Genomic DNA, 18,553 nt, shown 5'->3' on the forward strand with positions numbered 1-18,553 from the left:
AGACCTCTGAGATTCAACGTTCGCCACCTATCGCACGGATAATGGGCGCACGTCGTTCCAAAAATTGGGCTACCGCCTGTTCGAGCAATGTCAGGTCATCGTCGTTCATTGCCAGACTCAAATTGATCTGGCCGCGCCGCGCCGCGTAGACGCCGGCCTCCATGAGATCGAAATGGAATAGGTTGAACAGCTCTTTGGGCTCGGCGACCAGGTCTTCCGGACACGTGATGTCTCCATCTACAAAATGGATGTTCATGGCCGAACCGCACCCCGTGAACTGGACAATTCGGCTGCACTCGTGTCCGAGTTTCGACAGTCTGACACGGAGCGCTTCACCCGCTTCGTATAATTCCTGTGCGCGCTCCGGGGTGAACACTTCGCTAAGCCCGACGAAGCCTGCGGACATGGTGAAGACATTGTTGTTGAAGGTTCCGGCGTGAGGCAGCGCATCTGGCCGCTGTGGATTCATCAGGTCCATGATCGACGCCTTGCCGCCAAAGGCACCGAACGAGAAGCCGGCCCCAAGGTATTTCCCGAGCGTTATCAGGTCGGGGGTAATACCGTGGAGCGCATGCGAACCACCGGGTCCCATCCGCGAGGTGACGACTTCGTCGAAGATCAGAAGAGCCCCGACCTTGTCACAGCTTTGGCGCAGAGCCTCCAGGAATTCGCGGGTCGCGGGGATGCATCCGCCGTTGCTCATCATCGGTTCGACGATGACCGCAGCGAGTTCCGACCCGACCTTCGCGATTGTGGCAGTGGCTTCGTCGATACCGTTGTAGCGGCACAAGGTCCAATCATATGGAGCGTTCACCCGTTCTCCGCCGCCACCGAAAACGAGGACGCCGCCGTGATAAGCGCCACTGAACGCGATGAGCTTCGTTCGCTTGGTTGCTGCCCTGGCCAGGGTCAGGGCGTAGAGATTTGCTTCGGTCCCCGAATTGCAGAAGCGCACCATTTCGATCGCCGGGAACCTGGCGCAGACCGCGTCCGCAAGATTGATTTCCGCCGAGCCGGGTGCTCCGTTCGAGACGCCCTTGCCAGCCGTCACCACGATCGCATCGCGAATGCGCTGGTCGCTATGCCCGTAGAGGCCTGCGGTGAATTCGCCAAGCGCGTCGAGGTAGACGTGGCCATCCACGTCCTTGATCCGTGCGCCGAAGCTCTCCTCGACATACAGCGGAAACGGATCGAAGTAGAGTGCGCTTCGTGTATTTCCTCCGGGCATTGAAGCCTGCGCCTTGGCAAACAACCTTCCACTGTTCGGGTTGCGCTGGGCGAACGCTCCCGCCGCTTCCTCTACCTCTGTGATCAAGGCGCTGTTTTGCTTGGCGGTGCTTGGGCTGCGGGCTGGAGCCGTCATGGTTTCCTCGTGTGCGCTCTCGTTTACGGGAGCTTCTTGTGTTTTCCGGCCGCAGTCGCGGCAGCGTTTGGGCGCTCTGGACCGCGCGCAACAGCGCCGCAATCCTCACAGCGAAAAGACGGCAAATTGAGATGACGCCACCGCCAGAACGTTCTGGGGGGCTAGAGCCAATCCCCACCATTTCGTACCCATCGTTGATTTACTCATTGATATAATGTATACATTCTAACAATAGTCAACTAGCTTCAGCTCTCGCTTGAACCCGACAAGCCCTCTGCGCGAACTGTCGGATTTGGCGATAGCGATCTCTCTAGGAGTCCTATTTTCACCACGGTCGCAATCGAACCTTTGGAAAACGAGGCCTTGCTTTCGACATGAACAAATATGGTCAACGTTCGAGCCTGATCACCTGACGTAGTCCCCCTATCCAGCGGGATAGTGGATGCGATCCACCCGCCCGATTAGTATCCAGGAATGGATAAGCGGCGGGGTGGTACTGGCACTTAACAATTGCGATCAGACGCCCCCACGACGCCCCTTCTTCCTCACCAACTGACGCGCAGATCAGAATTCGGCCATGAAATCCGACACCTATCTTCAGAGCCGCCCCAGTGCGCCGCGATATCGGCTCAATGAGTTGGTGTGGCGCTGCGAACAAACGGGCCTGCCACTCGAGATCTTAGGAAGAGACACAAGGTTCAGTCGTCACGACATTGACGGGAGAAATCGCTCTCTTTGGCGCTACCAACGAAGCCTGATCCATCAAGGCAGCCTGGCCGTCAGCCTGGGGGAAGGTTTGACGCCACTCGTTCATGACGTGATCGACGGTGTGAATGTCTTTTGGAAATGCGAGTTCACGAGCGTATCCGGTTCGTTCAAAGACCGGGGGGTATCGGTCCTACTAAATCACCTACTTGCATCAGGGGCTACCGCGATAGCCGGAGATTCCACGGGCAACTACGGCGCTTCGCTCACCGCTTACGCCACCGCAGCGCGGGTACCGTGTCGTATTTACGTCCCCTCAACGACATCTCCCGCCAATGTCACCAAGATGGCGGCCGCAGGGGCGCAGGTGATTCGCGTGGACGGCACGACGCAAGCCGCCGCAGACGCGGCTATGACTGATCGTGACTACTTCTATGCCGGATACAATTGGCACCCGGCATTCATAGATGGCGTCAAAACCGTAGGCTACGAAATCTGGGAACAGCTGGGTTTCGAAGCACCGGACGCAATCATTGCGCCTGCTGGAGGTGGCAGCAACATTCTCGGTTGCTATCGAGCATTCAATGATCTCCTGAGATCCAGCGAAATACGCTCTTTGCCGCGCCTTTACGGGGCACAATCGGAGAACTGCTCGCCAATCGCCGACGCGTTCGCTTTGGGACTTCCAAATTGGACGAAAGTCACAGCTCTTCCCACTCTCGCGGAAGCGATCGCCATCGCCGACCCTGTACGCGGCAATGCTGTTCTTGCGGCCATACGACAGAGCCAAGGCGCGTCCTGGGCGGTCGAGGACCGACAGCTTGAGGAGGCCCGCGCCGAACTATCCGCGCGCGGTCCGTTCGTAGAGCTCACCAGCGCTTCCGCCTATGTGCTGCTCAAGAAGCTCCTGGCCGCGAAGAAGGTGCGGCCAGGTGAGCGGGTTGTGGTAATTCTGACCGGCTCAGGCATGAAACCTCCGATAGATCTCCCTTCGGCTGTCACCGAACGAAAAGATGCAGTCTTTCAACAGCCTGAGAGCGCGTGACCGCCGTCGTGCTGGTCGAGATCACCCGCACTGGCTCAGCGCCTATTGCCGAGGAAGGCGTGAAGCGGATCGGTGAACTCCATCGCATCGAGACTGAGCTGCGGGTCTGGACGCCGAGGCCCGTCGACTGGCAGGCAGGGACGATCAGCGCCGTTGATCGCCGACATGCGGACCTGGCTGAGCCAGCATCGGGCTCGCGTTGCTGGCAAGTCGCCCCTTGGCGAAGCACTGGCATATATCGATGAATACTGGGATGGCCTTTGCTGCTTCCTGGCTGACGGCCGCATCGAGATCGACAGAAACGCCGTCGAAAGAACAATCCGGGCGATAGCGCTTAATCGGAAGAATGCTCTCTTCGCGGGTCATGACGCGGGTGCGGAAAACTGGCGACTATCGCTTCGCTGATTGAGACCTGCAAGCTTAATTCTGTCGATCCGCTCGCCTATCTGACCGCCACGCTCAAGGCCATCGTCAACGGCCACAAGCAGAGCTGTCTCGACGATCTGTTACCATGGGCCTAACCGCAAAGCTCGAACCCGCAGCCGAATACAACCGCTTAGGCTTCACTCGCCGTAGATGCCAATTCCAATGGTGGCAGTGGCGACGTAGACGCAGAATCCAGTGGCTATCCCTGCAAAAACTCCAGCAGCCAAGCCCATCCTCCTGGTGATAACGATGCCAGCAGCAAGTGGTCCAAGCAGCAACCCGAGCGCTTGCACAACACCTAGCGCTCCATAGTTGATATTGTGGGCTGACTGCTGGACAACATAAATCCAGACAAATATGCCGCCGAAGACGATTAAGCCGGCACAGGCTCCCAAAATCCAGCCATGCCGTCTCCACACGTTCCGGAATTCCCAAAGAGCGGGAGGCAGCGCAAACGCCCACGGTATAAGATCAGTTATTGTCCACATTTACGAAACTTCACATGAAGATGTTTCTAGTCTGTGAACCAACCGTTCGAAGACGTGGCTTGGAAACACCGTTTACTACCGAGTGAAACAGATTCCTCACAGATCGGCCTCGGTACTCCCCTAAATATAAAAAAGGGGCCGTCTCCGGCGGAAGAGACGGCCCGAATTGGGCTGATAGCCACAGGGGTCCGACGAAGAGGAGATCGTCGGTCTACGAGTGTCGCCTGCTTGGGAGGGGGGATAGGCGACCGTCAAAGATTAACAGACAAGTCTGGAGTTGATAGTGAACCTAAGTATGCTGTGCGGACGCTGCGCTTACGCTAATCGTGCGAAGAGTACCAAGGAAACCCATAGCGCTTTGTGGCCTTCCCAACAAAAATTCTGAACCCCATTCGCCGACCTCCGTGGGCAACACTGATGGCCGACCTCAATTGACAACAACATCAGCGGCCGCGAGGTCAATCGGGACATTCTCGTTCACATTGTCAGAACGCACTGGTTCGAATGGCGAAGTCGAATTCGGGGACCGACTATGGGGTTAGAACAAGTTTGTAGTTTCAAGCTCCTCCCTCGGCGTCGCCTTCGCTGCGACACGGTGGTTCCGCGGCGAAAAGCCAAACATCCGCTTGAATGCCGATCCGAACGCCGCCTCGGATTGATATCCAGCGTCCTCCGCCACCCGCGCTAACGTACTGCCGGGCAGCGATAACGCCTTCTTCGCCAAATGCATTCGCCATCGGAATAAATACTCGATCGGCGACATCCCGGCCGCGGTGCTGAAACGAGCAGCGAAACGAGAACGGGAGAGGTTGCACGTGCCCGCAAGCTCCGAGAGGGTCCAATGATGTTTGGGGTCGCCGTGCATCGCCATCACCGCCGGACTTATCTTCGGATCGGAAAGTATCGAGAGAAGACCGGGGCCGATCTTGCCTTTTTGCATTCCGATCCTGATCATCTCGATAAAAATCATGTGCATGATTTGCTCACACATGACCTGCCCGCCCGGCGAATTCTCGGCAAGCTCCACCACCAGCTGTTCCAATAACCAGCGAACCTTGACCGCCGCCTTAGTTTCGCCTCTGAGGATAACGAGGGACTGCAACGAAGACGTCAGGAGCTCGAAGCTATCGGCGACTTCCATTTTCCCCCCGATGCACGAGAATTTTGATCCGTCGCCCGCGTCGATGGTCCCGAACCCGGTGCGAGTGTCGGCGAAAACGCTGTAGGCAGTGACCGTCTGACCACCCAGTTCCGTCCCGATTGTAAACGCTACTGGCCCCCGCAAGAGAAAACAGTCTCCTCTCTCGAGGTGTTGGGCCGGGCCGTTCTCAATCGATATCCAACACTGGCCCTCGGTAACGGCCACGAATTTCAAATCATCGTCGACGTCGATTGGCATCGACCAAGACCCAGAGGCCTTCAATCCCGCGGAGACAACGGCCTTCGCATCGGCAAGGTGAATGAGATCAGAGAGCGGATCGATCGCCATAATAGGACTTTCGCTATAATCTTCAGGCCGTCTGCACATAGATCATCCCGCGAGGAACATCCATATGGAGCTTCCGACAACGTGGAGACAAAGCGGAATGAGCCTTTCACAAACACCGTTAGGTACGAAATGGACGCCTTATTCGACCGCTTCGGAGGTCGCGCAAGGCAAGGAGCTGGCCGGCACAGTCGTCGTGATAACCGGCGGAGCATCCGGTCTCGGTCTGGAGACGACTCGGGTCCTAAGTGGAGCGGGAGCGACAATGATCGTGGCAGTTCGCGACACCGCGCGGGCCGAAAGAGCGATTGCGGACATTCCTGGCGTTCAGATGCAAGAGCTTGAGCTGACGTGCCCGGCGTCGATTGACCGATTTGCGGATAAAATCTTGTCGTCGGAACGGCCAATCTCCCGGCTCATTCTGAACGCCGGAGTTATGGCAACGCCCCTCTTCCGGGACGAAGACGGCAACGAAGGGCAGTTCTCGACAAATCACCTTGGCCACTTTCGGCTCGCAATCAGGCTGTGGCCGGCTCTTCGCGCGGCCGGCACCTCCCGGATTGTGTCCCTCTCATCGCGCGGCCACATGATCCCGGGTTTCGATCTGAACGATCTCGCATTCCGAAAGCGCCCCTACGACAAATGGACTGCCTACGGGCAGTCTAAGACTGCAAACGCGCTATTCGCTGTGGCTGCTGATCGACGGGGAAAGGTGCATGGGATCCGGGCTTATTCGGTTCATCCCGGATCAATCGTGGGGCCTCTGGCACGACATCTGACCGCGGAAGAGATCGCCGCCTTCGAAGCCCTCGATCCGAATGGAGAACCGATAATCGATCCAGCGGCGGATCGAAAGAATTTTGCCCAGGGCGCGGCTACTATGGTTTGGTGCGTCACCAGTTCCGACCTGCAGGGGATCGGCGGCGTCTATTGCGAGAACTGCGACATTGCACCGCTCGAAGCCGAGGCGCGCTTCGGAGTCAGGCCCTACGCGGTCGACGAAGATCACGCCGAGCTCCTGTGGAAGGAGAGCCTTCGACTTTGCGGCCTTTCCGATGTCTAGTTCGATGACCCTGTCCCGCATGCCGCATCCCATCGATGCTTAGACATGCGGGCCATGAGGCAAGTCCTCCCTGCACGTGGAGGTATGTTGCCGCACCGGTCAGGCTTTGCCTGCCCTGGTCAATTGCGGCTGATTTGCCCAAAACAGACGGAGTATCATTTGCAAAACGTTACTGCTATGCCAGGGCTGCTAAGCATTTCAGCAGCTCCGCAGTGTCGACAGGCTTGGAAAGGAATGCCACCGCCATGCTGTTGGCCGCCGCCGAGATCGTATCGCAGTCGTCGTAGGACGTCATTATGATGATCGGAGGTAAGTGAGGTAGTCCCTGTAACTCTTTGAGCATATCGATCCCCGACATCCCGGGCATGTTTATGTCTGTAAGCACGCAGTCCGCGCCGGCATAGCCCTCCTTTTCGAGGAAAGCCTCCGCCGAGGGGTATAGTTGGCTTTCGTAACCTGCCGTTTCCAGCAGGTCCTGTAAGGCGTCCCTCAGGTTACGATCGTCGTCGACTATGGCGATAACTTTAGATTTCAAATTCATGACTCGCAGGTCCTTGCACCGTTATATCTGCCCTCGGACTCTCTCGAGAGACATTGGTCGGAGGCCACCATTTGCACGTTATGCTGCAAATATGAAACGGATCTCATCCACTCGTTGAAGCCACAGTAACACGAGCGCGCCCACCCCACAGGTATACCTGAGTGTGTCTAAAAGCGGTCGACGCAACGATTTTCGACCGGTCTTCCCTCTCCCGCTGGCTCTCCTTAGAAGTAGAGTCTCTTGGTGGAAGCTACTGAGAGCTTTTCCCAAGGTGCGGGCGGACCTCATGGGCAATGATCCGATGCCTGCAAGTATGGACCTTATCGAAGAACCCGTGGCCAGGGCTTAGCGGTGAACGAGGTGGTGGCGGCTGTGCCCGCCGGATTTCGTCGTATCGCAGATCCGACGATCAACCAGGCAGATGCTGCTGGCCTGCACGCAAGAAATCATACTTTCGAACAATTTCCACAATTGACCGAGCCTTCATCTTCCGCATCATCCGCCCGCGGTGAAGCTTGACCATGATCTCACTGATGCTCATCTCGTGGGCAATTTGCTTGTTCATCAAACCCTGCGTGACATATTTCATTACCTCGTGCTCTCGGGGCGTAAGCTTGTCCTGGCAGGCCTGGATTTCATTGCGTTCCGCAAGAGCTCGACGGTTGCTAGCATCGTGCGCGATTGCCTTGTCCGTTACCGCGACAACTGAACTGCTGTTGAAGGGCTTCAGAAGAAAATCAAATGCGCCGGCTTTCATAGCGGAGACGCTGATTGAGACGTTTCCGTTACCTGTCATAAAGATAATAGGTAATGGATTGCCGATCTTCACAAGCCTCTCCTGCAGCTCTAACCCGCTCATGTCCGGCATCTGGACGTCTAGCAAGATACAACCAGGTGCATCTGAATCGAGTGCTGTCAGGAAATCAGTAGCGTTGCGATAGTTGATCGCCTTTTTTCCCATCGACTCGAAAAGATTTACGAGCGAGCTCCCGAGATGCTGTTCATCATCTACAATAAAGATTGTCGGTTCCGGCTTTTCCGTGCGCTGGGATTTAGGCATAAAGATCCCTTCCGATCGCTTGCGTTCGAGGCTTTCCCTTCCTCAGGCAAATGGCAGAGTGGGCAACCAAATCTCATATCCGAACTCAAATTCGTTTTCGATTGGGACTAATTTTCCCAAATGAACCTCTACTATGGCCTTACAGGCTTCTAGGCTCGCGATCCGTTCGTCTTCTTCGTCTGCTCCGAAATAAGTGACCGGAATATTCGCCTCCGCTCTGTGCTCCTGCTTGGCGGTGACGGTTACTTTAATGCCGTACTCGTCAGTGTCTTTCGTCACCAGCAATTTCTGCCCTGACGAAGGGGCAATTGATCGCATTACCGCCACCAGGGCACCTACGAAAACCTGTTGCAAGGCGACCCTGTCACCTTGCACTTTGTTGCTGTCGCCGTCGATAGAGCACTGGATTCTGAGGCCCCTGGACGTGCTTTCGCAGCTTACGAAATGAACCGCAGTTGCAATTACTTCGCCCAGATCGAGTTCCTGGCAGCTAGGGTAACGTTTCATGACCGTCTGGTCGAATGTGGCGATAACATCTTCCGCTCGGCTAACCGAGTCGACGATGCGCTGGAGCAACGTGCCGAGCTGATTGACCGGTGCCTCTCGGTTTTCGAGCATGTGCATCGCCGCGCCGCAATCCAAGGCTATGACCGAAAGTGGCTGCCTGAGGTCCAGGACCGTTGCTGCTGCCATCTGCCTCAACGTTAGAAGACGTGCGGCCCTTGCAACATCGTCTCGTAGCGATGCCAAGGCCTGCCCGTTCCCCTTTTTGTCCTTTTCGTCGTTGGCCAGAACATTCATGACTGCACCCATGCGAATAGGCGCGTACCCAGGACTGGGGCGCTGCGGAGCAAAAACTACCGGAAAGCTCCATTTAGTTCTATGAGCCCGAGTAATTGGTGCACCTGTTCCCGGGGCTAGGTGCCCGTGGTATTGAGCCTGCGGTCTGAAACAGATCGCAGGCTCGAGGAATTATCGAAGAGGTTTATCAAATTTTCCCACAGATGCGCTGAACACGGAACTGAACCCCTGTTCATACTGCTCTTGGGAAAGGCGACCAGCGCCGGCCTTGTCTATCTCGCTCCACGTGCGTTGAACGTCGGCGAGTTCGGGCTTAAACCCATCCCCTCGCGTCTTCATATTGTTCGTGACGTACTCGTCCTGATCGACAAACCCGTCTTTGTTCGTGTCATTTCGATTGAAACTGCTCTGCGCCAGTCTCGCGAGAAAGGCCGCTGCCACGGAATCCTCCGACCCCACGGTTTCCGATCTGCGAATGGAAGGAGCCGCCTGCTGTAGGCCCGCGTCCGGGACAGGCTCGGATTTGGTTTTGGGCAAAAAGAGCGAATAAATTGAATCTCCACTTGAGCCGATTCTCATAATACCTCCTTGGTGAAACTGAGAAAGCAACCAGAGCGTGATGCAACCGCTGGCTTGCCTGAAGCTCTCCAACACAATTTATCGCGTTGACCTGAGCAAGCCACTCTCACAAAAACACGGTCCGACCTCTGTACAAAGATTGGCGAGGTTCGCTACAACCTTCTGCATCTGCCGGGTGGTGGGCCCCGCGCTTCTTCAAATTCCATTGTTCACAGTGTAATCTTTATTTCGTCTAGAGAATAATCGACGATTGTGGGGATCGTCTTTTTGGGGGTTTTATGACGTTCGCCGTGTCTGAAAAGGCGGAAAGCCCGATCGCAATTCTCGTGGACGACGACGCGTCGGTCTGTGAGTCGTTAGGCAATTTGCTGAACTCCGTCGGGATCGACGCGATCACCTTTTCCTCCGGCCACGAACTTCTGAACGCCCGCCTTCCCGACCGACCATCTTGCCTTGTCCTCGACGTCCGTATGCCTGGTATCAGTGGCCTGGATCTTCAGAGCCAGCTGACTCAAAAAGGCGTGGCCACGCCAATCGTCTTCCTCACAGGCCATGGCGATATCGCGATGAGCGTTCAGGCGATGAAAGCCGGCGCGCATGATTTCCTAACGAAGCCAGTTCGTGAACAAACCTTCCTGGACGCAATTTTCAGAGCGATCAAACTCGACACAGGCCGTCGTGAGGTGGCAACTGTATCGAATAAGTTCGTTACATCGTTTGGAAGTCTTTCGATCCGCGAGCGCGAAGTACTCCGGATGGTCGTCGACGGAGAATTGAACAAGCAGATTGCTCATACGCTCGGCATTAGCCAGGCGACAGTCAAGCTTCACCGTAGCAACGGCATGAAGAAGATGCAGGTGGCCTCCTTCGCTCAGCTCTACAGCGCCTGGCACTCGCTGCCCGCGGAACTGAAGCAATAGTCCTATTGGAAAATGCGTTCCTAGTCCTTTCTCAGGCTGCCCAAGGTGGTTGTTCATGGTGATTTCCTGGCTTTCCGCAAACTTCGCCTCGAATGCCAGCCGCCGAGCGCTTACCACCGCTATCGGCGCGGCGGGTGTTCTGGTCAGTGCTCTCCGCGCCGACCCCAATGGGCTTCTCCTCACGGTCGCCGCCACCTGCGTTCTAGCAAAATGCCGCTACGCTCTGCCGTTGCACTTGGTCGTTTGCGCGGGTGCGGCGCTATTTCTCTACTCGCCTTACTACGATGGCGCTGACCCAGCGGGCCATCTGCTGTTTTTCAGCATTTGCGCCGCAGGCCTCGCAATTATGCTCAAGCTCGTGAATGCGAAGACACTGTTTGACCGAGTATACCAGACTCATCAGCCAAACATTGAGGACATTCCAGGCTTCGGCTGGTCAGCATATCCCGACGGCCGATTGCGATTTCTCAACCCCAAGGCATTGGACTACATCGGCGTCACCGCCGAGGAAATGAGCGAGCTGTCGAAGATTGACGATCATTCCTGGTGGAGCAAATTCGTTCACCCTGACGACGTGGAAGGCTGTCTCGAACGATGGCGTCATAGCCTCTCCACAGGAGAGCCCATATTTGAGGAGCAGCGGGTCCGCCGACACGACGGCACGTACCGCTGGCTAAGGGACTCCGCCATCGCTTCGCGTGATGAAAACGGGAATATCGTCGCTTGGTTCGCGACCACAGTCGATATCGACGACCAACGGAAAGCCGAGGCTGCGTTGCGAGATAGCCAGAACCAGTTGCAGCGAATGATCGACACGGTACCCGCGCTGATCTGGTGTGCTCAACCAGACGGCAGGCCCTCGTACATCAACAGACAGCTAGCGAAATGGACTGGGATTTCGATCCCGTGTGAGGAGCCGTCGGACGCAAACCAGTTTTCAAGCGCAATTCTTGATAGCATCCATCCAGAAGACCGCGATCGTTGGAAGGCCACCCTTGACCGGTCATTCCGGAATGGAGAGAGCTTTGCACTCAGCTATCGACAGCGACGTCACGACGGCGTGTATCGATGGATAGACGGGAAGGCCGAGCCCTTGAAGGACGGCGATGGCAATATCCTGCAATGGTACGGTGTGTGCCTTGACGTCAACGATCAGATCGATGCTCTGGAAGCCGTTCGTAAGAGTGAAAACGAACTGCGCCTTCTGGTGGACACAGTCCCGTCGCTTATTTGGCTGATGACGCCCGACGGCACACCGTATTATTTTAACGCACGCTTCGTCGAATGGTCGGGTCCAGCCATGGCCAAAGCCGTGCTTGAAGGAGACGCGGCGGCGTTGTCTGATTTCGTTCACCCTGATGATCGTGCGGCTGTGGATGCCGTTGTCAGGCGGACGATCGCCGCCGGCAAGCCTTTGAGCCACAAGGGTCGCCTCAAGCACAAGGACGGTCAATATCGCTGGATGCAATCTCGCGTCGAACCTCTGCGCGACCAGAGCGGCAATATCGTCCGCTGGTACGGCGTTAATCTCGACATAGATGACGAGGTTCGAGCACAGGAGGCGTTGCGCAGATCGGACGAACGCTTGGCAAGGGCGCTGCGCGCAGCGAGCCTTTCCGAACTATCCGTTTCAATCGCCCATGAGCTGAATCAGCCGCTGCAGGCGCTCGTGGCAAACTCGCACGCTTTCCAGCGTTGGCTGAACGCGACGCCACCGAACATGGAAAAGGCTAACCGAACAGCCGAATGGATCGTCCGTGACGCCGATGCCGCAGCCCAAGTTGTCAGTCGGATTCGGGCGTTGTTCGGAAAAGCCGTGTTTCCACGGCACAAGGTCGATCTTAACGGCCTTGTAACCGAGGTCCGCGACCTGATCGCCGATAAGCTCGTATCAAACAAGGTCAAGATTGATCTGCAACTCAGCGAATCCCTGCCCGTGACCAGCGCCGATCGCATCCAGCTAGAACAGGTACTGTTGAACCTTCTGAGGAACGCGTCGGAAGCCATGCACGAGCTCGATCCCCGTGATCAAATCGTCACGGTGACGACGCGCGTTGCCGGAGGTGATTTCATTGAGGTCGAGGTTAGGGATCGCGGTGCCGGAATAAGCGACCCCGACAAGATTTTCGAGCCGTTCTTCACGACTAAACAGGACGGCATGGGCATGGGGCTGGCGATCTGCCGGTCTATCATGGAGGCACATCAAGGAAAGCTGAAGGCAATCACCCTCCCTGAGGGTGGCGCGGCGATCACGTTCAGCCTTCCAATTCGGCCAGTCGAGGCCAACGATGACGAGAACCAAGCCGGCAAGCGCGAGTTCGCGGCAGTCACGACATAACCGCCGCCTTTTTTATTCGCCAGCTTGATGGCGTCGTGCCGACGAAACGTCGGAAGAGCCGCGTAAAGTGCGCCTGATCGGCGAGCCCGCACGCTGCTGCCACCTCCGACATGTCCGAATCGGACGCACGCATGAGGTTTTGCGCCCGGTTGATACGTGCTTTCATTACAAAGACGTGAGGTGTAATCCCGAAGCTAATCGAGAATGCGCGCGAGAAATGGCCGGGGCTCATCCGGACAGTTGCGGCAAGGTCGGCGACGCGGATTTGACTATGCAGTCTGGTGTCAATGTATCGAACTACCCGCTTTGCCTGCCAGTCACAAAGGCCGGCCCGCAGGGTTTTGCAACTTTCGACACATTTTACCTTATCTCGAACGTGAGAGCCGTTGTCCGCCTTCGTCTGCTCGAGTTCTTCAAGATCGATTGACTGAACCACCTGTCCACAGCTCGCATGTTCACGTAACGCGGCGACATTTGACCCAATCGTATTCCGAAACAACTGAGCCAGGGCATATATTATGTAGCCCCTGAGCTAGGTGGCGGAAACACGAGAATGGGCGGCACGCTATTTTCGTTGCTTTCCCGGACCGGGACTTATCCAGCGATTCTTGGATCCAGTGCGGTTTGGAAGACCTCTATCACCAAGCTGACAGCAAGATAAAACACGCTGAGAACAAGGGTCACTCCAAGGACGGCAGGCAGATCTGCGCTCGCAAGTGAGTGCACCATGTAGAGGCCGAGTCCCGGCCACCCGAACACGAGCTCCACGACGAGCAAGTTTCCGAAGAGCAGCCTGACCTGGAGCGCTAACATCGCCAAGGCAGAGGGAAGCGCGTTTCTCAAAGCATGACGAATGACAACCGAGGCTTCGGAGAGCCCCTTGCCCCTCGCCGTTTCTATATACCGCTGTTGCATAACATCCCTTAGCGAACTGCTGAGCGTCCGGCCTACCGCAATGGCTATCGGAAATGCCAGCGCCAGCGCTGGAAGGATGATATGCCTCGTGGCATCGGTTGCGGCTGTGACGTCTCCCGCCAGTACGGAGTCGACCAGATTGAACCCTGTCGGGCCGCTAAAGTTGTGGTCGGACATGCGCCCAGCCCCCGGCAAAACACCGAGCCGAAACCAAAACAAATAGGATAAAAACAACGAGGTCGCGAAAATTGGGAGCGACCCGGCGGCGGTAAAGGCAAGACCAATCGGATGTGCCCAGCGGACGATCGCCGGAACCACAGCGAAAAAAGCGGCGAAAATGGCACCGAAAGCAAGCGCGACGATCGAAAGCTCCAGCGACGCCGGTAGATAAGTTCGTACATCGGCGGCTATGGGCTTTCTCGTCCGCACCGATGTCCCGAGGTCTCCGCGTGTCACCCGGATAAGGAAACGGCCATATTGGACTATCACCGGATCGTTCAGTCCAAGCTCCTTCCGTAGTTCGGCCACCCGGGTGAGAGGCGTGGTCGGACCTGCGATCGCCCGTGCCGGGTCCGCAGGAACTATCGTTTGAAGGCAGAACACCGCAAAGCTCATCGACAGCAATACCAGCGTAACAGCAAACACTCGCCGCAGAAGGAACCCGAACATCTACGCGCCTCGCAAAACAGCACGCATTCCGTCACCAGCCAAGTTCGACAAGAAGCAGATCAAGAATATCGCTAGCGCCGGCATGATAGGCAGCCACCAGAAAACGGTGAGGCTGTCGAGCGACCGAGACGTCATCGCACCTAGTTCGGGAGCCGGAGCTGGTTGCCCGAGACCGAGAAACGACATGAGCGATATTGTCATGATCACGTTGGATACATCGAGCGTTGCCGCGACGAGCAGAGCGGGCAATGCTCCAGGAAGGATGTAACGCACAGTCAGGCGATGACGTCCCACGCCGGCGACCCTCGCTGCTTCGACGTGCGGGCGCACTCTCAACCTACGAAGCTCGTTCCTCGCGATACGAGCGTACCATGGCCACCAGGCCACGCCGATTGCGATCATGGTATTCCGGAGCCCAGGCCCAAGCGTTGCAATAACCGCAAGGGCGACCAACGTTCCGGGTAGGATCAGAAAGAAGTCCGCGACGTTCTTTACAATGGGATCAAGCTTGTCAGTGAGAATGCTCGGCATCAGACCGATAAGCGTCCCGAAAGCCAGGCAAACGATGACGAGCGCAAGTGCGGGCAGCCACGTATACTGGATTCCCAACAGCACTCTCGAAAACAGATCGCGCCCGATTTCATCAGTACCGAACCAGTGTGCGAACGAGGGAGCAAGATATGCCTGCGCCACACGGGCCTGAGGATCGAAGGGAACCAGCCACTGGGCGCTTACAGCAATGAGCGTAAGCAACAGCATTCCCACGAGACCGACCTTCTCTGTCAGCCCGAGTGGTCGTAGGGCCTCCCTGATCGCAACAGCTGTCATAACGGGCTTGCTTCCGCGTTGGCGTTGCCATTAGCGCCTGTTCTGGCCCATATTTTACTCAGACTGTCGATTATCTTCTTAGGCTCTCCTTGGCTCACCACCCTCCCCTCGCTCAGCAAGGCAATCCTGTCAGCGACATAGCCCGCCACCGAGAGGTCATGGGTAACGAACAGAACTCCTATGTTGAGACGTCGCCGGAGGTCTCCAATCAGATCCAGAATGGTCGTAGCAAGTGATGCGTCCAGTGAACTTGTCGGCTCATCACAGAGCAATAATCTCGGCGGCACGATGACCGCTCTGGCAATGACGGCTCGCTGGCATTGCCCGACAGAAAGCCTGCCTGGAAGTTCCCGACCGCACCTCTCATCCAGTCCAACCAAAGACATGACCTCGCTGACCCTAGCCCGTCTTTCGCTCGCCGAAAGCCTCAGCGGCCGTAGGCGCTCTCCAACCTGTTCCGCGACCGTCAGCCATGGGGTTAACGAGGCGACCGCGTCCTGAAAAACGACCTGCGGCCGATCGCCATCCCCCCATTCGACCCGCCCCTCATCAGATGAAAGCAATCCCGCCGCAATCCTGACCACCGTGGATTTTCCTGAACCGCTTGGTCCTAACAGCCCAACGCATTCACCTGGACTGATTTCCAAATCAAATCCCCGGAGAACCTCCGAACGGCGTTCCCGTCGCCCGAAAAGAGACAGATTAGAAAATCCCTTAACGACATTGGACATTCGCAGTGAAAGCCGCTCTTCTCGCTCGGATCTGGTGGTCACAATTCGGGTGTCATCAATGAGTGAGCGGCGCGCCTCGACAAGCTGGCGAGTATAATGATGACGTGGCCGATCCAAGATATCAGCCCGGCTTCCCACCTCGACTATCTTTCCGTTCCGCAAGATCAGCAATCGGTCACAAACGACTGCCGCTGCATCGAGATTGTGAGTGATGAACAGTGACGAAGCCGCCTGCTGACGCACGACAGTTTGAATAAGTTCGAAGATCTCGCTCTGGAGCTCGAAATCCAATGCAGTGGTCGGCTCGTCGGCTATAAGAAGCATCGGCCTTGCCATCATGGCCATCGCGATGGCAACTCTCTGGCGCTGCCCTCCGGAAAGGCGATAGGGGAATGCTCGAGCGATGTCTTGCGCTTCCTCAAGCCCAACCGTCTCGAGCCACTCCAGAATATCCCCGTCGCCGCACTTCACCGACTCGCGCATTTGATCGCGGATCGACATCGTCGGATTAAGAGCACTCATCGGGTCTTGCGGGATGGACCGAACGACATGCCGGCGCGTTCGCCGCAGAACGGACGCGTCAGCGCCGACAAGCTCGGTCTTATTCAGGTTGATACTTCCACAGACGACAGGCTCGCTAACTTCAGGGAGCAGCCCCTGGATTGCCGCTCCGAGCGTCGACTTTCCCGAGCCGCTCTCGCCGAGAATCCCAACGATCTCGCCGGGGAAGACGTTTAGGCTCAAATTCTCAAGTACGACACGGCTCTCGCCGTCGCGGCGAAGCGAGACTGACAGATTTTTGATCGAAAGCACGGGATCGATCACGTCGAATACTCTCGGAAAGTCTCTTCAGATCACCGTTCCACGGTAGCGAAGTCAATGGTCCCCCGCGGAAAGACCGGACGGAGGCCAAGGTTTTTCAAGCCCTTCACGTGGACGACAACGTCATCGACATCCACCAGCGGAATTGCAGTGCCGTTATCGAAATACATTCTGGCAGCCTTTTCATAAAGTTCATCGCGCCTGCAAAGCTCGGTAAGTGTTGACGCTTCGTCAACGATAGCGTCTGCCTCCGGGACCTTGCGTCCGTACAAGTTCAAAGGAGCGCCAGTCGTGAGGAACGCCTTGGCTTGATTGTCCGGATGCGCGGCGTCGGGGGATGCGATAATGAGCAGCAAGTCGGGGGCGCTAGGATCGCCTTTCATCGCGTAAGCGCTACCAGGCGGCATGACATAAGACGTCGCCTGCACGCCAATCGTTGCAAGCTGGGCAATCAATAAGTCGGCGATCCGGCCGTAGCTGGGGTTCGCGCTGTAGAGCCCGATCCTGAGGGCCACAGGCCCTCGTTTTGCGATCGCATCCTTTGCGGCTTCCATATCGGTTGGGAATATCAGTGGCCGCGCAGGCACAAACATTGCATTGGGATATAGCGATTGCGAGACGTGCGCGTAATGCCCGAATGCATCGTCCGCCCAAAGTGCCGGATTGACGGCTGTCAGAACAGCTTTTCGGACCGCGAGATTATCCAGTTCGGAGCCGGGTTTTTCGAAGGCGTCGAACTGTGTCATGCTCGGTGCTGTCGTGATCTCCAGATTGTCAGGTAGGCTGGCCAGCTGTGCGAAGGGATAGTTCGTCGGAATAGCGTCGATCTCGCCCGCCCTCAGCTTCAATATCTGCTGGCCAATGTCAGGCACGACAGGGAACTCAACTTTGCTGAAATAGGGCTTATGTCCCCAATAGTTCGCGTTGCGATCGATCGAGTACCGCTCTCCGCGCTTGAATTCGCCTAGCGTGAACGGTCCGGTGCCAACCGCGTGGTCGGTCAGCCAATCCGTCGCCCCGTCTCCCTTGTCATGCTCGTTCAATGGCGTCGGGCTGATCACTTTCGGACCCCAGGGACTGGCGAGGGTATCCAAAAACGATGGCTGCGGCTTGCTGAGACTTATGACGACGGTCGATGCGTCAAGTGCATTGATAGCCCTCACGTTCGCCAGCGTATAATTTTGCAGGAGCTTTCCTAGCCGGCGGCGATCGAGCGAGGTGACCACTGCGGAGGCGTCCATCAGAGTGCCGTCGTGGAACTTGACGCCTTCCCTGAGGCGAAACGTGTACGTCAGCCCGTCTTTCGAAACCACCCAGCTCGTCGCCAGCAAACCAACGATGCGCGTGGATCCCGGCTCATACTCGACGAGCCCCTCATAGAGGCTATCGAGCACGCTCAGGCCAGCGACCTCGAAACCATTGTCGGGATCAAGAGTGCTAATATCCGAGGAAAAAGGAATCCGCAGTGTTTCGGTCGCCTGGGCGATGGTTGCCGCCAGAAGCAGAAACACGGTGATGGTTGTAAGCGCCAGCCAGCGGCTGCAATGTCGTGGCGAACGAACAATCTCGACTACTGTAAGCGGCATCAGCAATCCTGGTCTTAATCCGACTAAATCCCTTACTACGCTACCCGACATCGCACTCGGCCGCTTGAACAATTCACGCCATTCCGCTGTGGCAATTCCCCGCTCAACGAGGACCCACCTGATATCCAACGTATGCCTGTGCCCCGCTCAGGCGACGGGTGACATTAAGCGACGATAATGGCCGCGT

Annotated in this window: 16 protein-coding genes and 1 pseudogene; 5 read left to right on the plus strand and 12 right to left on the minus strand. The window is 56.7% G+C overall.

Annotated features, from left to right (window positions below; genetic code table 11):
• Nucleotides 1–13: 13 nt before the first annotated feature.
• Nucleotides 14–1,363: an aspartate aminotransferase family protein gene (locus ACFPWW_RS13950; RefSeq protein WP_377312104.1), complete on the minus strand. Its 1,350-nt coding sequence runs from the start codon at nt 1,361–1,363 to the stop codon at nt 14–16.
• A gap of 577 nt (nt 1,364–1,940) precedes the next feature.
• On the opposite strand from ACFPWW_RS13950, the gene ACFPWW_RS13955 reads away from it, so the two are divergent.
• Both ACFPWW_RS13955 and ACFPWW_RS13960 read left to right on the plus strand, forming a co-directional pair.
• Nucleotides 1,941–3,113 (plus strand): pyridoxal-phosphate dependent enzyme, encoded by a 1,173-nt coding sequence (locus ACFPWW_RS13955; RefSeq protein WP_377312106.1) that lies wholly within the window; start codon nt 1,941–1,943, stop codon nt 3,111–3,113.
• Between the two features lie 11 nt (nt 3,114–3,124).
• Nucleotides 3,125–3,634 (plus strand): annotated as a pseudogene (locus tag ACFPWW_RS13960) (IS66 family transposase); the annotation flags it as partial.
• Between the two features lie 42 nt (nt 3,635–3,676).
• Here the strand turns inward: ACFPWW_RS13960 and ACFPWW_RS13965 are convergent.
• Nucleotides 3,677–4,027 (minus strand): hypothetical protein, encoded by a 351-nt coding sequence (locus ACFPWW_RS13965; protein ID WP_377312107.1) that lies wholly within the window; start codon nt 4,025–4,027, stop codon nt 3,677–3,679.
• Between the two features lie 538 nt (nt 4,028–4,565).
• Nucleotides 4,566–5,516, minus strand: a complete 951-nt coding sequence (locus tag ACFPWW_RS13970; protein WP_377312109.1) for an AraC family transcriptional regulator — start codon at nt 5,514–5,516, stop codon at nt 4,566–4,568.
• A 97-nt stretch (nt 5,517–5,613) separates the two neighbouring features.
• Here ACFPWW_RS13970 and ACFPWW_RS13975 point away from each other — a divergent pair, with 97 nt between their 5' ends.
• Nucleotides 5,614–6,576: an SDR family NAD(P)-dependent oxidoreductase gene (locus tag ACFPWW_RS13975; protein ID WP_377312110.1), complete on the plus strand. Its 963-nt coding sequence runs from the start codon at nt 5,614–5,616 to the stop codon at nt 6,574–6,576.
• Nucleotides 6,577–6,751: 175 nt separating this feature from the next.
• Here ACFPWW_RS13975 and ACFPWW_RS13980 read toward each other — a convergent pair whose 3' ends face one another.
• The 4 genes from ACFPWW_RS13980 to ACFPWW_RS13995 form a co-directional block, all read right to left on the minus strand.
• Nucleotides 6,752–7,117, minus strand: a complete 366-nt coding sequence (locus tag ACFPWW_RS13980) for a response regulator transcription factor (RefSeq protein WP_377312111.1) — start codon at nt 7,115–7,117, stop codon at nt 6,752–6,754.
• Between the two features lie 409 nt (nt 7,118–7,526).
• Nucleotides 7,527–8,177 carry a response regulator transcription factor gene (locus ACFPWW_RS13985; protein WP_377312112.1) on the minus strand — a complete coding sequence of 217 codons (651 nt, stop codon included), beginning with the start codon at nt 8,175–8,177 and terminating at the stop codon, nt 7,527–7,529.
• A 42-nt stretch (nt 8,178–8,219) separates the two neighbouring features.
• The gene (locus ACFPWW_RS13990) at nt 8,220–8,978 is read right to left on the minus strand and encodes a hypothetical protein (RefSeq protein WP_377312113.1); all 759 of its coding nucleotides are present in this window, start codon (nt 8,976–8,978) and stop codon (nt 8,220–8,222) included.
• Between the two features lie 171 nt (nt 8,979–9,149).
• Entirely contained in the window at nt 9,150–9,557 is a 408-nt protein-coding gene (locus ACFPWW_RS13995) for an EF-hand domain-containing protein (protein ID WP_377312114.1), read from the minus strand.
• A gap of 278 nt (nt 9,558–9,835) precedes the next feature.
• Between ACFPWW_RS13995 and ACFPWW_RS14000 the strand changes: the two genes are divergently transcribed.
• Together ACFPWW_RS14000 and ACFPWW_RS14005 are read left to right on the plus strand one after the other, a co-directional pair.
• Nucleotides 9,836–10,477: a response regulator transcription factor gene (locus tag ACFPWW_RS14000; RefSeq protein WP_377312115.1), complete on the plus strand. Its 642-nt coding sequence runs from the start codon at nt 9,836–9,838 to the stop codon at nt 10,475–10,477.
• 55 nt (nt 10,478–10,532) lie between these two features.
• The gene (locus ACFPWW_RS14005) at nt 10,533–12,815 is read left to right on the plus strand and encodes a PAS domain-containing sensor histidine kinase (RefSeq protein ID WP_377312116.1); all 2,283 of its coding nucleotides are present in this window, start codon (nt 10,533–10,535) and stop codon (nt 12,813–12,815) included.
• Here ACFPWW_RS14005 and ACFPWW_RS14010 read toward each other — a convergent pair.
• The 5 genes from ACFPWW_RS14010 to ACFPWW_RS14030 form a co-directional block, all read right to left on the minus strand.
• Complete coding sequence (locus ACFPWW_RS14010) at nt 12,805–13,251, minus strand: helix-turn-helix domain-containing protein (RefSeq protein WP_377312117.1); 447 nt, start codon at nt 13,249–13,251, stop codon at nt 12,805–12,807. The genes ACFPWW_RS14005 and ACFPWW_RS14010 overlap by 11 nt on opposite strands.
• A 158-nt stretch (nt 13,252–13,409) precedes the next feature.
• On the minus strand, nt 13,410–14,399 hold the full coding sequence (locus ACFPWW_RS14015) for an ABC transporter permease (protein ID WP_377312118.1): 990 nt from the start codon (nt 14,397–14,399) through the stop codon (nt 13,410–13,412).
• Nucleotides 14,400–15,227, minus strand: a complete 828-nt coding sequence (locus ACFPWW_RS14020) for an ABC transporter permease (protein WP_377312119.1) — start codon at nt 15,225–15,227, stop codon at nt 14,400–14,402.
• Entirely contained in the window at nt 15,224–16,783 is a 1,560-nt protein-coding gene (locus ACFPWW_RS14025; RefSeq protein WP_377312120.1) for an ABC transporter ATP-binding protein, read from the minus strand. The genes ACFPWW_RS14020 and ACFPWW_RS14025 overlap by 4 nt, the downstream gene beginning before the upstream one ends.
• Nucleotides 16,784–16,812: 29 nt before the next feature.
• Nucleotides 16,813–18,366 carry an ABC transporter substrate-binding protein gene (locus ACFPWW_RS14030; protein WP_377312121.1) on the minus strand — a complete coding sequence of 518 codons (1,554 nt, stop codon included), beginning with the start codon at nt 18,364–18,366 and terminating at the stop codon, nt 16,813–16,815.
• Nucleotides 18,367–18,553: the final 187 nt, after the last annotated feature.

Origin of the sequence: Rhizobium sp. GCM10022189 (assembly GCF_042656325.1) — a bacterium.
In the GTDB taxonomy this organism is placed as follows: Bacteria; Pseudomonadota; Alphaproteobacteria; order Rhizobiales; family Rhizobiaceae; genus Rhizobium.